11 protein-coding genes are annotated in these 13,347 nt (G+C 62.0%); all 11 read left to right on the forward strand.

Annotated features, from left to right (window positions below; genetic code table 11):
- The first annotated feature begins 1 nt into the window (after nt 1).
- Nucleotides 2–1,072 carry a hypothetical protein gene (locus tag QTJ18_RS10775; RefSeq protein ID WP_252751425.1) on the forward strand — a complete coding sequence of 357 codons (1,071 nt, stop codon included), beginning with the start codon at nt 2–4 and terminating at the stop codon, nt 1,070–1,072.
- 65 nt (nt 1,073–1,137) lie between these two features.
- Complete coding sequence (nuoG, locus tag QTJ18_RS10780) at nt 1,138–3,219, forward strand: NADH-quinone oxidoreductase subunit NuoG (protein WP_252751424.1); 2,082 nt, start codon at nt 1,138–1,140, stop codon at nt 3,217–3,219.
- A 14-nt stretch (nt 3,220–3,233) separates the two neighbouring features.
- Nucleotides 3,234–4,277 (forward strand): NADH-quinone oxidoreductase subunit NuoH, encoded by a 1,044-nt coding sequence (gene nuoH, locus QTJ18_RS10785; protein WP_252751423.1) that lies wholly within the window; start codon nt 3,234–3,236, stop codon nt 4,275–4,277.
- A gap of 36 nt (nt 4,278–4,313) precedes the next feature.
- A complete protein-coding gene (gene nuoI / locus QTJ18_RS10790; protein WP_252751422.1) occupies nt 4,314–4,805 on the forward strand; it encodes an NADH-quinone oxidoreductase subunit NuoI in 492 nt (163 codons plus the stop codon).
- A 156-nt stretch (nt 4,806–4,961) separates the two neighbouring features.
- The gene (locus QTJ18_RS10795) at nt 4,962–5,576 is read left to right on the forward strand and encodes an NADH-quinone oxidoreductase subunit J (protein ID WP_252751421.1); all 615 of its coding nucleotides are present in this window, start codon (nt 4,962–4,964) and stop codon (nt 5,574–5,576) included.
- A gap of 24 nt (nt 5,577–5,600) precedes the next feature.
- On the forward strand, nt 5,601–5,909 hold the full coding sequence (gene nuoK / locus QTJ18_RS10800; protein WP_165220304.1) for an NADH-quinone oxidoreductase subunit NuoK: 309 nt from the start codon (nt 5,601–5,603) through the stop codon (nt 5,907–5,909).
- 7 nt (nt 5,910–5,916) lie between these two features.
- A complete protein-coding gene (nuoL, locus tag QTJ18_RS10805; protein WP_252751420.1) occupies nt 5,917–7,917 on the forward strand; it encodes an NADH-quinone oxidoreductase subunit L in 2,001 nt (666 codons plus the stop codon).
- Nucleotides 7,917–9,428, forward strand: a complete 1,512-nt coding sequence (locus QTJ18_RS10810) for an NADH-quinone oxidoreductase subunit M (protein ID WP_252751419.1) — start codon at nt 7,917–7,919, stop codon at nt 9,426–9,428. Before nuoL ends, QTJ18_RS10810 begins: the two co-directional genes overlap by 1 nt.
- Before the next feature lie 18 nt (nt 9,429–9,446).
- Nucleotides 9,447–10,889: an NADH-quinone oxidoreductase subunit NuoN gene (gene nuoN / locus QTJ18_RS10815; RefSeq protein ID WP_252751418.1), complete on the forward strand. Its 1,443-nt coding sequence runs from the start codon at nt 9,447–9,449 to the stop codon at nt 10,887–10,889.
- Complete coding sequence (locus QTJ18_RS10820; RefSeq protein ID WP_252751417.1) at nt 10,889–11,650, forward strand: biotin--[acetyl-CoA-carboxylase] ligase; 762 nt, start codon at nt 10,889–10,891, stop codon at nt 11,648–11,650. Before nuoN ends, QTJ18_RS10820 begins: the two co-directional genes overlap by 1 nt.
- 18 nt (nt 11,651–11,668) lie before the next feature.
- On the forward strand, nt 11,669–13,336 hold the full coding sequence (locus QTJ18_RS10825; RefSeq protein WP_252751416.1) for a ribonuclease J: 1,668 nt from the start codon (nt 11,669–11,671) through the stop codon (nt 13,334–13,336).
- Nucleotides 13,337–13,347 lie beyond the last annotated feature (11 nt).

The following is a 13,347-nucleotide window of genomic DNA, read 5'->3' on the forward strand; positions in this document are numbered from 1 at the left end:
CATGGCAGGCGAGACGGACAAGAACGGTAAAGAGACAACGACAGGCAAGCCGTCTGTTGGATTTTCGCTGCCCTTCGCAGAACGTGCGCCGGCCAATCCGATGGAGATGATGGCTGCGGCGACAGCCGCGGGCATGGCGCTCAGCACGCATTTCGCCAGCGCCTTCTTCGGCATGATGCAGGCGGCCATGGAAGCATCCGGCAGGCCCGTATCGGCCAAGCGCCCGACCGCTCCTGAAGGCCCTGCGGCCGCTGAGGCAGCCACTCAGGCCAGCCCTTCGGCTGCCACTCCGGCAACCGCGCCCGAATCGGTTCCGCAAGCCGCGGCACCGGTTTCGCCAGTGGCGGGAGCGGAGCAAGCCGGACACGGCCGGACCGCAACGAGAGATGTTTCGCCGGCAGAAAGCCTGCCGACGGAGGGCCTGTCGATGGAAAGCGATCCGACGGCAATCTTGCCGACCGGAGATGTGACGCGCGCAGGACCGGTAAAGCCTGCAGGCAAGGCAGCGGCCCGGCCGCGCATTGCCAAGGAGGCCGCGGACGGATCGGCAAGGCAGGCGCCCGGCGCCGGTCGGGCCAAAGCCGTCGTGAAGACCGCGTTGCTGAGCGAGACGGCGGTTTTGCCGCCGGCAGAGGCAAAGCCGGCCGGCAAATCGGGCCTTGCCCGCAAGGCGAAAGGCGCCGCGCCGCTGGCAGATGAGGTGGTGACGGCCGCAACCGGCAAGGCCGATACGGCGCGCAAGCCGCTCGGGCCTGTCAAAGCCGGCCCTGGCCTTGCGGGATTGGATCAGCCTTCGGCGCCGAAACCGTTGAAGGACAAGCCGGTGGTGGCAAAGCCGGCAGGACGAAAGAAGGCTGCAAGCCAGGCAGTCGAGGCCGGTGACGATCTCAAGGCGATCGCCGGCATCGGCCCCAAGCTTGCCGAACTACTGGCCGGGATGGGTGTGCGCCGCTATGCGCAGATCGCTGCCTGGACGCAAAAGGATGTGGAGCAATTCGACCGCGAGCTCGGGCTCGACGGGCGTATTGCCAAGGACGATTGGATCGCGCAGGCCAAGGCCCTGCTGCGGTGACGGAAAGTGTCGCCGCTCTCTCGATCGGAGAGGGCAGGGGGACTGGAAACAGGACGTAAGTGACGATGGTTAAGCTCAAGGTTGACGGCAAAGAGATCGAGGTTCCGGATCACTTCACGCTGTTGCAGGCGTGTGAGGAAGCTGGTGCCGAAGTACCGCGCTTCTGCTTTCACGAACGCCTGTCAGTGGCCGGTAACTGCCGTATGTGTCTGATCGAGGTGAAGGGCGGCCCGCCGAAGCCGGCGGCCTCCTGCGCCATGGGCGTGCGCGATGTCCGCGGCGGCCCGAATGGCGAGCTCCCGGAGATCTATACCAACACGCCCATGGTCAAGAAGGCCCGCGAAGGCGTGATGGAATTCCTGCTGATCAACCATCCGCTGGATTGTCCGATCTGCGACCAGGGCGGCGAATGCGATCTGCAGGACCAGGCCATGGCCTTCGGCATGGACTCCTCCCGCTACACGGAAAACAAGCGTGCGGTCGAGGACAAGTATATCGGCCCGCTGGTGAAGACGGTGATGAACCGCTGCATCCACTGCACGCGCTGCGTTCGCTTCACCACGGAAGTGGCCGGCATTTCCGAGCTCGGCCTGATCGGCCGCGGCGAGGATGCCGAGATCACCACCTATCTCGAACATGCGATGACCTCCGAGCTTCAGGGCAATGTGATTGATCTGTGCCCGGTCGGCGCTCTCACCTCGCGACCCTTCGCCTTCACCGCGCGTCCCTGGGAACTGGGCAAGACCGAATCCATCGACGTGATGGATGCTGTCGGCTCGGCCATCCGCGTCGATACCCGTGGTCGCGAAGTCATGCGCATCATGCCGCGGGTGAACGAGCAGGTGAACGAAGAGTGGATTTCCGACAAGAGCCGCTTCATCTGGGATGGCCTGAAGACTCAGCGTCTCGACCGCCCCTATGTGCGGCGCGACGGTCGCCTGCAGGCGGCGAGCTGGGGCGAGGCCTTCGCCGCCATCAAGGGCGCGGTGTCGGCTACAACCGGTGCGCGGATCGGCGCCATTGCCGGCGACCTTGCCTCGGTCGAGGAAATGTATGCCCTGAAGGAACTGCTGACCGCACTCGGCTCGCAGAACATGGATTGCCGCCAGGACGGCGCCAAGCTCGATCCGTCGCTCGGCCGCGCCTCCTATCTCTTCAACCCCACCATTCAGGGCATAGAGGATGCGGATGCGCTGCTCCTGATCGGCGCCAATCCGCGCTACGAGGCCTCCATCCTGAATGCCCGGATCCGCAAGCGCTGGCGCCGCGGCAATTTCCCGATCGGCGTGATCGGCGAAGCCTCGGATCTGCGCTACACTTACGATTATCTCGGCGCCGGTCCGGAAACGCTGAACGATCTGGTCAACGGGTCGAACAGCTTCCTGGAGATCCTGCGCAAGGCCGAACGGCCGATGATCGTGCTGGGTCCGGGTGCGCTGACGCGCGATGACGGCGACAGCGTTCTGGCAGTCGCGGCCAATCTGGCGCAGACGGTCGGCGCGGTCGGCGAGGGCTGGAACGGCTTCGGCGTCCTGCACACGGCGGCCTCGCGGGTCGGCGGCCTCGATCTCGGCTTCGTGCCGGGGGCGGCAGGCGCCAATGCGGCCACCATGCTGCGCTCCATGGATGTCCTCTTCCTGCTCGGCGCGGACGAGATGGAATTCTCCTCCAAGCACGCCAAGTTCACCGTCTATATCGGCAGCCATGGCGATGCCGGCGCGCACAATGCCGACGTGATCCTGCCCGGCGCAGCCTATACCGAGAAATCCGGAACCTGGGTCAATCTTGAAGGGCGCGTACAGATGGGCAATCGCGCCGGTTTTGCTCCGGGCGAGGCCCGTGAGGAATGGGCGATCCTGCGGGCGCTGTCCGACGTGCTTGGCAAGAAACTGCCCTTCGATTCGCTGTCGCAATTGCGCCAGAAGCTCTATGCGGCCTATCCGCATTTCAACGATCTGGACGAGATTGCGCCCGGCACCGTCGACCATATTGCCACTCTGGCCACAAAACCGGTGGGCATGAGCAAGACGGGGTTTGCGTCGCCGATCAAAGACTTCTATCTCACGAACCCGATCACACGTGCTTCGGCGGTGATGGCGGAATGTTCTGCGCTGGCCCGCAACAACTTCAAGGCTGCGGCAGAGTAAAGGCTTAAAATAACATGGACTCTTTCTTCTTGACCTATCTCTGGCCGGCGATCGTCATGATCGGTCAGTCCCTGTTGCTCTTGGTCTGCCTGCTGGTCTTCATCGCCTATATCCTGCTGGCTGACCGCAAGATCTGGGCGGCGGTGCAGCTGCGCCGCGGACCCAATGTGGTGGGGCCCTGGGGCCTGTTCCAGTCCTTTGCCGATCTGTTGAAGTTCGTCTTCAAGGAGCCGATCATTCCGGCCGGCGCCAATAAAGGCGTCTTCCTGCTGGCGCCGCTAGTATCGGTGACGCTGGCGCTCGCCACCTGGGCCGTCGTGCCGGTGAACGAGAACTGGGTGATTGCCAATATCAATGTCGGCATTCTCTTCGTCTTCGCCATCTCCTCGCTCGAAGTCTATGGAATCATCATGGGCGGCTGGGCGTCCAACTCGAAATATCCCTTCCTCGGCGCGCTGCGCTCGGCCGCGCAGATGGTCTCCTACGAAGTCTCGATGGGCCTGATCATCGTCACCGTCCTTCTGACGGTCGGCTCGCTGAACCTGTCGGATATCGTCTTTGCCCAGAAGACCGGCATCGGCACGATGGTCGGACTGCCCAACAGCTTCCTCGACTGGAACTGGCTCGTCCTGTTCCCGGCCATGGTGATCTTCTTCATTTCGGCGCTGGCGGAAACCAATCGTCCGCCCTTCGACCTGCCGGAAGCGGAATCGGAACTTGTCGCCGGCTTCATGGTCGAATATGGGTCCACCCCATACATGATGTTCATGCTGGGGGAATATGCCGCCATTGTCCTGATGTGCGCGCTCACCACCATCCTGTTCCTCGGCGGCTGGCTTCCTCCGGTGGATGTCTGGTTCCTGAACTGGGTGCCGGGTCTGATCTGGTTCGTCTTGAAGGCCGGTTTCGTCTTCTTCATGTTCGCCATGGTGAAGGCATTCGTTCCGCGTTACCGCTATGACCAGCTGATGCGGCTGGGCTGGAAGGTGTTCCTGCCGCTGTCGCTCGTTCTGGTCATCGTGACTGCATTCGTTGTGAAGCTGACGGCTGGCGCCTAAAGCGGCGCCGCCACTCGGCTGAAGGAGAAAATACCCATGGCAAGTCTGGCACAATCGGTCAGTTCGCTGTTCCTGAAGGAGTTTGTCGGCGCCTTCTTCCTGTCGATGCGCTATTTCTTCAAGCAGAAGGCCACGATCAACTATCCCTTCGAAAAGGGACCCGTATCGCCGCGTTTTCGTGGTGAGCACGCCTTGCGCCGCTATCCGAACGGCGAGGAGCGCTGCATTGCCTGCAAGCTGTGCGAGGCGATCTGTCCGGCCCAGGCGATCACCATCGAAGCCGGCCCGCGCCGCAATGACGGCACGCGCCGTACGGTTCGCTACGACATCGACATGGTGAAGTGCATCTATTGCGGCTTCTGCCAGGAAGCATGCCCGGTTGATGCGATCGTCGAAGGCCCGAATTTCGAATTCTCCACGGAAACGCGCGAAGAACTGTATTTCGACAAGCAGCGCCTTCTGGACAATGGCGACCGCTGGGAACGGGAAATCGCGCGCAACATCGCAATGGATGCGCCGTACCGGTAATCGGCCCAACCGGTCATCGATGATGGACACTGCCGGCACAGGATCTCCTCCGTGCCGGATCGATATTGAACTTTGAACCTGGCCGGCGAAACCGACCGCCAGGTTTTGACGGTGAGGGGATCTTGACCTCGCCGGGGAAGACGAAAAGGCACCACAATGGGTTTGCAGGCTGTTTTCTTTTATCTGTTCGCCTTCGTCGCGGTCGCGTCGGCGTTCATGGTCATCTCGGCCAGGAACCCGGTGCATTCCGTCCTCTTCCTGATCCTGGTGTTCTTCAACTCCGCCGGTCTCTTCCTGCTGACCGGCGCCGAGTTTCTCGCCATGATCCTGCTCGTCGTCTATATCGGCGCGGTGGCGGTGCTCTTCCTCTTCGTCGTCATGATGCTGGATATCGATTTTTCCGAATTGCGCTCCGGCTTCCTGCAATATGCGCCGATCGGGGCACTCATCGGCCTGATCGTCGCGGCGGAGCTGATTATCGTGATCGGCGGCAGCTACATCACGCCGGAAGCGGCACAGGCAATCACCATGCCGATCCCGTCTCCGGTTGAACGCACCAACACGGCCGCCCTCGGCGACGTGCTCTATACGAATTACATCTATTTCTTCCAGGTGGCCGGTCTCATCCTCCTCGTGGCCATGATCGGCGCGATCGTTCTGACCCTGCGTCACCGGCAGAATATCAAGCGCCAGGACATTTCACGACAGGTGCGCCGCACGCCGGCAACGGCTGTCGAAGTGGTCAAGGTCAAGCCTGGCCAGGGTCTCTGAGCGCGCGATCAAGGAACAGCGACTATGGAAATCGGACTTTCTCACTACCTGACCGTCAGCGCCATCCTCTTTACCCTGGGCGTCTTCGGCATCTTCCTGAACCGGAAGAACGTCATCATCATTCTGATGTCGATCGAGCTTATCCTTCTCTCGGTCAACCTGAACATGATCGCCTTCTCTTCCTTCCTGAACGATATCGTCGGGCAGGTCTTCGCGCTGTTCATTCTGACCGTTGCGGCTGCGGAAGCGGCGATCGGTCTTGCAATTCTGGTGGTCTTCTACCGCAACCGTGGCTCGATCGCGGTTGAAGACGTCAACATGATGAAGGGCTGATCAGGACATGATCTACAAGGCTATCGTCTTTCTCCCCCTGATCGGCTTTCTGGTCGCCGGCCTGTTCGGCCGTTCGATCGGCGCCAAGGCGTCCGAATATGTGACGACCGGGCTGATGATCGTTGCGGCCCTCCTGTCCTGGGTCGTCTTCTTCGACGTGGCGCTCGGTCACAGCGAAAGCCATGAGGTGATCAAGGTCAGCGTGCTGCGCTGGATCCAGTCCGGCGGATTGGATTTCGACTGGGCATTCCGGATCGATACGCTGACGGCCGTGATGTTCGTCGTCGTCAACTCGGTCTCGTGCCTGGTCCATCTCTATTCGATCGGCTACATGCATCACGATCCGCATCGGCCGCGCTTCTTCGCCTATCTGTCGCTCTTCACCTTCGCCATGCTGATGCTGGTGACCTCCGACAACCTGGCGCAGATGTTCTTCGGCTGGGAAGGCGTCGGCCTCGCCTCCTATCTGCTGATCGGTTTCTGGTACAAGAAGCCTTCGGCTTCGGCGGCCGCCATGAAGGCCTTCATCGTCAACCGCGTCGGCGATTTCGGTTTCGTACTCGGCATTTCCGGCGTCTTCGTGCTGTTCGGCTCGATCAATTTCGACACGATCTTTGCGACCGCGCAGACCTATCTGCCGGCCGAGGGTGCCGCCGATGCCGGCCAGGCGGTGATCAACCTCTTCGGCATGCAGCTCGATAAGGGCCATGCGATCACCGGCGTCTGCCTGCTGCTGTTCATGGGTGCCATGGGTAAATCCGCGCAGTTCCTGCTGCACACCTGGCTGCCCGACGCCATGGAAGGCCCCACCCCGGTTTCCGCCCTCATCCACGCCGCAACCATGGTCACGGCGGGCGTCTTCCTCGTGGCGCGCATGTCGCCGATTTTCGAACTGTCGCCGGATGCGCTGACCTTCGTCACCCTGATCGGCGCCATCACCGCCTTCTTTGCGGCGACCGTCGGCCTGGTGCAGAACGATATCAAGCGGGTCATTGCCTATTCGACCTGTTCGCAGCTCGGCTACATGTTCGTGGCGCTCGGCGTCGGCGCCTATGGCGCGGCCGTCTTCCACCTCTTCACCCACGCTTTCTTCAAGGCGCTCCTGTTCCTCGGCGCCGGCTCGGTGATCCACGCCGTCGATGGCGAGCAGGACATGCGCTACATGGGTGGCCTGCGCAAGCACATCCCCTATACTTTCTGGGCGATGACGATCGGCAATCTCGCGCTCACCGGCGTCGGCATTCCCGGCACGATGATCGGCTTTGCCGGCTTCTTCTCCAAGGATGTCATCATCGAATCGGCCTTCGCTTCGCATTCGCCCGTCGGTGGCTTCGCCTTCACCATGCTGGTGGTCGCGGCGCTCTTCACGAGCTTCTATTCCTGGCGTCTCGCTTTCCTGACCTTCTTCGGCAAGCCGCGTGCATCCTCCGACGTCATGCATCACGTGCATGAATCGCCGATGGTCATGCTTCTGCCGCTCGCCTTCCTGACCGTTGGCGCCGTCTTTGCCGGTGTCGTGTTCGAAGGCTATTTCTTCGGCCACCACTATGCCGAATTCTGGAAAGGCGCGCTGTTCACGGCACCCGGCAACGAGATCCTGGAGGAGTTCCACCATGTTCCGCTATGGGTGAAGTGGAGCCCCTTCATTGCCATGCTGACCGGCCTGGTCACCGCCTGGTACATGTATATCAAGTCGCCTTCCACGCCGAAGCGGCTGGCCGAGAACCATCGCGTCCTCTACCAGTTCCTGCTCAACAAGTGGTATTTCGACGAGCTGTACGATGTCCTCTTCGTCCGCTCCGCCAAGGCGCTTGGCCGCTTCCTGTGGAAGAAGGGTGACGTGGCGGTCATCGACGCCTACGGTCCGAACGGGATTGCCGCCCGTGTTGCCGATGTGACCCGCGGGGTCGTGCGGCTGCAATCCGGCTACCTCTATCATTATGCGTTTGCGATGCTGATCGGCATCGCAGCCCTCGTCACCTGGATGATGCTCGGGAGTTCCTTCTGATGACCGATTGGCCGATACTCTCAACGGTCACCTTCCTGCCGCTCGTCGGCGTCGTTCTCCTGCTTCTGACGCGGGAGGACGGCCCCTTTGGCCGCCGGAATATACTGAACGTTTCGCTGTTGACGACGGTGTTCACCTTCGTGGTGTCGCTGTTCATCTGGATCGGGTTCGACAATTCCAATCCCGGCTTCCAGATGGTCGAGAAGCATGAATGGATGAATACCGGGATTGCCTATCACCTGGGCGTCGACGGCATTTCCATGCTGTTCGTGATCCTCACGACCTTCCTGATGCCCTTCTGCGTCCTGGCCAGCTGGGAATCGGTGGAGAAGCGCCTGAAGGAATACATGATCGCCTTCCTGCTTCTGGAAGTGGTCATGGTCGGCGTCTTCGTCTCGCTCGACATCGTCCTGTTCTACGTCTTCTTCGAAGCGACGCTGGTGCCGATGTTCATCATCATTGGTGTCTGGGGCGGCAAGGATCGCGTCTACGCGTCCTACAAATTCTTCCTCTACACGCTGCTGGGTTCGGTGCTGATGATGGTCGCCATCATGGCCATGTACTGGCAGGCGGGCACCACCGATGTCACCGAACTCCTGAAGTTCGGCTTCCCGGCCGGCATGCAGACCTGGCTATGGCTGGCTTTCTTCGCCTCCTTCGCCGTCAAGATGCCGATGTGGCCGGTGCATACCTGGCTGCCGGATGCGCACGTGCAGGCGCCGACGGCCGGCTCCGTCATCCTGGCCGGCGTCATGCTGAAGCTCGGCGGCTATGGGTTCATCCGCTTCTCGCTCGCCATGTTCCCGCTGGCATCGGATTACTTCGCGCCCTTCGTCTTCACGCTGTCTGTGCTGGCCATCATCTACACCTCGCTGGTGGCCATGATGCAGGACGACATCAAGAAGCTGATCGCCTATTCCTCCGTCGCCCATATGGGTTACGTGACCATGGGCATCTTCGCGGCGAATGCGCAGGGCATCCAGGGAGCGATCTTCCAGATGCTGTCGCATGGCATCGTGTCGGGCGCGCTCTTCCTCTGCGTCGGGGTGATCTACGATCGTCTTCACACCCGCGAGATCTCGGCCTATGGCGGCCTCGTCAACAATATGCCGAAATATGCGGTCGCCTTCATGGTCTTCACCATGGCCAATGTCGGCCTGCCGGGCACATCCGGGTTCGTCGGCGAATTCCTGACGATCATCGGCGTTTTCCGCGTGAACACCTGGGTTGCGCTGTTTGCCGCCACCGGTGTGATCCTCTCGGCCTCCTACGCGCTCTGGCTCTATCGCCGGGTGGTCTTCGGGGCGCTCGAGAAGGAAAGCCTGAAAGGCCTTCTGGATCTCAACACGCGGGAGAAGGTCATCCTCTATCCGATGATCGCGCTCACCATCTTCTTCGGCGTCTATCCGGCTCCGGTCTTCGACGCGACGGCGGCTTCGGTGGATATGCTGATCAACAATTATTCCGCTGCCCTGCAGGCGGCCGGCAAACTTGCACTTCTGGTGCATTGAGACGGGACACGACTGGACATGACTGCTGAAATCCTGCTTGCGAGCCTGCAGATCTCGACGCCCGAACTGATCCTGGCGATCGGTGCGATGGCGCTCCTGATGATCGGCGTTTTCTCGGGCGACCGGTCGGCTCCGACGGTGACCGGTCTTGCCGTGGCGATCATGATCGCCGCGGGCCTCTGGCTCGTCCTCGTGCCGGCCGAAGGCCTGGCCTGGGGCGGTGCCTTCATCCTGGATCCGTTCAGCCGCTTCATGAAGGTGATTGCGCTGATCGGCTCGATCACCGCCATGGTAATGACGGTCGGCAATGCCCGCTCCGAACAGCTCGATCGTTTCGAGTTTCCGGTCCTGCTGGTGCTGGCGACGCTTGGCATGATGCTGCTGATCTCGGCCAATGATCTGCTGGCCGTCTATATGGGCCTCGAGCTCATGTCGCTTGCCCTTTATGTCGTTGCCGCCATCAACCGCGACAGCCTTCGTTCCACCGAAGCGGGCCTGAAATATTTCGTCCTCGGCGCCTTGTCCTCCGGCATGCTGCTCTATGGCATGTCGCTGGTCTACGGCTTTACCGGCAATACCAACCTTGCCAATATCGCCGCTGTCCTGTCGACGGAAACCCGCTCGCTCGGCATCGTCTTCGGCCTGGTCTTCATCCTCGCCGGGCTTGCCTTCAAGATCTCGGCCGTCCCCTTCCACATGTGGACGCCGGATGTCTACGAGGGTGCACCGACCCCGGTCACGGCCTTCTTCGCCGCCGGCCCCAAGGTCGCGGCCATGGCCGTCCTGGTGCGCGTGGTGACCGAGGCCTTCATGCCCGTCTTCGCCGATTGGCAACAGATCGTCGTCTTCATCTCCATCGCCTCCATGCTGCTCGGTTCCTTTGCCGCCATCGGCCAGAGGAATATCAAGCGGCTGATGGCCTATTCCTCGATCGGCCATATGGGCTATGCGCTTGTCGGCCTTGCCGCGGGCTCCCAGTCGGGCGTCTCGGGCGTTGCGCTGTACATGCTGATCTACATGGTGATGACGCTCGGCACCTTTGCCTGCATCATGGCCATGCGCCGCAAGGAAGGCGGCGCGGTGGAGAATATCGACGATCTGGCCGGCCTCTCCTCGACCAATCCCTTCATGGCCCTGGTGCTGACGGCGCTGATGTTCTCGCTTGCCGGTATCCCGCCCTTTGCCGGGTTCTGGGCCAAGTGGTTCGTCATCCTGCCGGCCATCGAAGCCAAGCTCTATGCTCTGGCGGTGATCGGCGTTCTCGCCTCCGTCGTCGGCGCCTATTACTATCTGCGGGTCATCAAGGTCATGTGGTTCGATCAGCCGACCGGCGAGTTCAGCCGGATCGCCGGTGAGCTTCGCCTTGTCTTCGGCGTATCGGGCCTCTTCGTCACCGCCTATGTCCTGTTCGGCGGCCCGGTCGGCAGCGCTGCCGAAGCCGCCGCACGGGCCTTCTTCTGATGAGTGCCGGGCGAGGGGGGCGCTACCCCCTCGAGGCGTTCCGCCATGAGGCATTGGGGGAGGTCACCTCCACCAATACCGAGTGCCTGGTCCGCGCGCGCCAGGGTGATCCGGGCAATCTGTGGATCACCGCGCAGCGCCAGACAGCCGGCCGCGGCCGCCGCGGCCGTGCCTGGACATCGGAGAGCGGCAATCTCTACGCCTCGCTCCTGCTGATCGATCCGGCCCCGCCCGAGCGCATCGGATCCTTGCCGCTGGCCGTGTCGCTCGCCGTTCATGCCGCCCTGCACGCAGTGCTTCCGGCCGATGCCGAAGCCCTTGAGATCAAATGGCCGAACGACGTGCTGATCGGTCGAAAGAAGTCCTGCGGCATTCTGCTCGAATCCGAACCCCTGGCGGATGGCCGGAGGGCCGTCGTGGCGGGCATTGGCATCAATATGCGCCATCGGCCGGACGAGGCGCCCTATGGCGTCACCTCGCTGCAGGAGCAGGGCTGCCATCTTGCCCCGGAAGAGCTGTTTGCCCATCTTTACCGGGAAATGGCCGACGTGCTGACGCAGTGGAACGAGGGACTGGCGGTTGCCACCATCACCGAGCGTTGGCGCAAGGCCGCCTGCGGCATCGGGGCGCCCATCCGCGTCAACCTTCCGGACCGGTCCATCGAAGGGCGTTTTGCCGGTATCGATCCGCAAGGACTTCTGATACTCGATACCGGACAGGCAACCATGGCGATCGCCGCGGGTGACGTCTTTTATCTTTGACAGTGAAACGAGTGCATAATGGCCAAACAGGACGAACTGGTATTTCTGCCGCTGGGCGGAGTGGGCGAGATCGGCATGAATCTCGCGCTCTACGGCTATGGCCCGGCCGCCGAACGCCAGTGGATCATGGTGGATTGCGGCGTGACCTTTGCCGGCCCCGACCTGCCGGGCGTGGATCTCGTCCTGCCCGATATCCGCTTCCTGGCCGATCAGCGCAAGCGGCTCAAGGGCATTATCATCACTCATGCGCATGAGGATCATTACGGCGCGCTGAACGACCTCTGGCCGGGCCTCAACGTTCCGGTCTACGCATCGGCCTTCACGGCCGGCATGCTGGAGGCCAAGCGCGAATATGAGGGGACGCGCGCCGAGATCCCGATCACGCCGTTCAAGGCCGGCGACCGGATCACCATCGGTCCCTTCGAGGTCGAGGCGGTGGGCGTCAACCATTCCATCCCCGAGCCCATGTCCCTGGTGATCCGTACGCCGCTCGGCAATGTCGTGCACACCGGTGACTGGAAGATCGATGCGCAGCCGTCGCTCGGTCCCCTGACCGATGAGGCGCGCTTTCGTGCCGTGGGCGATGAGGGCGTGCTGGCGCTGATGTGCGACAGCACCAATGCCATGCGCCAGGGCGTGTCGCCATCCGAAGAGGAAGTGTCCGAGGGGCTGCGAAAGGTCATCGAAGAGGCGGAAGGCCGCGTCGCGGTCACCACCTTCTCGTCGAATGTCGGGCGCATCCGGTCGATCGCTCTGGCGGCGCAGGCGGCGGGTCGCGAGGTTCTTCTCCTCGGGTCTTCGCTGAAGCGGGTGGTCAGTGTCGCCCGCGACATTGGCATCATGGACGATATCAAACCCTTCATTGCCGAAGACGAATATGGCTATATCCCGCGTGACAAGATCGTGGTGATCCTGACCGGCAGCCAGGGCGAAGCCCGTGCGGCGCTTGCCAAGCTGTCGCGTGACGAGATGCGTCATGTCGCGCTTGCGGCCGGCGATACGGTGGTCTTCTCCTCCCGCACCATTCCCGGCAATGAGAAACCCATCCTGGAAATCATGAACGGGTTGATCGAACAGGGCGTCAAGATCGTCACCGATGCCGATGCCCTGGTGCACGTATCCGGCCATCCGCGTCGCAACGAATTGCTGAAAATGTATGAATGGGTTCGCCCGCAGGTGCTCGTGCCGGTGCATGGCGAGGCAGCGCATCTGACGGCGCAGGCCGAACTGGCGCGCGGCGCCGGCATTGTCAACGTGCCGAAAGTGCGCAATGGCAATGTGCTGCGGCTCGCACCCGGTCCGGCCGAAGTCATCGACGATGTGGCCCATGGCCGGATCTTCAAGGATGGCAAGCTGCTCGGCGATATCGACGAAATGGGCATTTCGGAGCGGCGGAAGCTGAGCTATGTCGGCCATGTCTCCGTCAGCATTCTGCTCGACAGCCGCTATGACTTCCTCACCGATCCCGATCTGGTGCCCTTTGGCCTGCCGGAATATGATGATGAAGGCGAGGATATGGTCGATACGCTGTATGATGCCGTTCTCGGCGCCGTGGAGAGCATTCCGCGCAGCCGCCGCAAGGATCTGGGCGCCGTGCAGGAATCCGTGCGTCGCGCCATCCGGGCGGCTGCAAACACCGCCTGGGGAAAGAAGCCGGTGGTGACGGTTTTCGTCAGCAAGGTCTAGAGGCACGGCGC

Origin of the sequence: Rhizobium sp. SSA_523 (assembly GCF_030435705.1) — a bacterium.
Classification (GTDB): Bacteria; Pseudomonadota; Alphaproteobacteria; order Rhizobiales; family Rhizobiaceae; genus Neorhizobium.

Coding starts and splice junctions, on each gene's coding strand:
- QTJ18_RS10775 (WP_252751425.1), top strand. CDS start 2: ATGGCAGGCGAGACGGACAAGAACGGTAAAGAGACAACGACAGGCAAG.
- nuoH (WP_252751423.1), top strand. CDS start 3,234: ATGGACTCTTTCTTCTTGACCTATCTCTGGCCGGCGATCGTCATGATC.
- nuoG (WP_252751424.1), top strand. CDS start 1,138: ATGGTTAAGCTCAAGGTTGACGGCAAAGAGATCGAGGTTCCGGATCAC.
- nuoL (WP_252751420.1), top strand. CDS start 5,917: ATGATCTACAAGGCTATCGTCTTTCTCCCCCTGATCGGCTTTCTGGTC.
- nuoI (WP_252751422.1), top strand. CDS start 4,314: ATGGCAAGTCTGGCACAATCGGTCAGTTCGCTGTTCCTGAAGGAGTTT.
- QTJ18_RS10810 (WP_252751419.1), top strand. CDS start 7,917: ATGACCGATTGGCCGATACTCTCAACGGTCACCTTCCTGCCGCTCGTC.
- nuoK (WP_165220304.1), top strand. CDS start 5,601: ATGGAAATCGGACTTTCTCACTACCTGACCGTCAGCGCCATCCTCTTT.
- QTJ18_RS10795 (WP_252751421.1), top strand. CDS start 4,962: ATGGGTTTGCAGGCTGTTTTCTTTTATCTGTTCGCCTTCGTCGCGGTC.
- nuoN (WP_252751418.1), top strand. CDS start 9,447: ATGACTGCTGAAATCCTGCTTGCGAGCCTGCAGATCTCGACGCCCGAA.
- QTJ18_RS10820 (WP_252751417.1), top strand. CDS start 10,889: ATGAGTGCCGGGCGAGGGGGGCGCTACCCCCTCGAGGCGTTCCGCCAT.
- QTJ18_RS10825 (WP_252751416.1), top strand. CDS start 11,669: ATGGCCAAACAGGACGAACTGGTATTTCTGCCGCTGGGCGGAGTGGGC.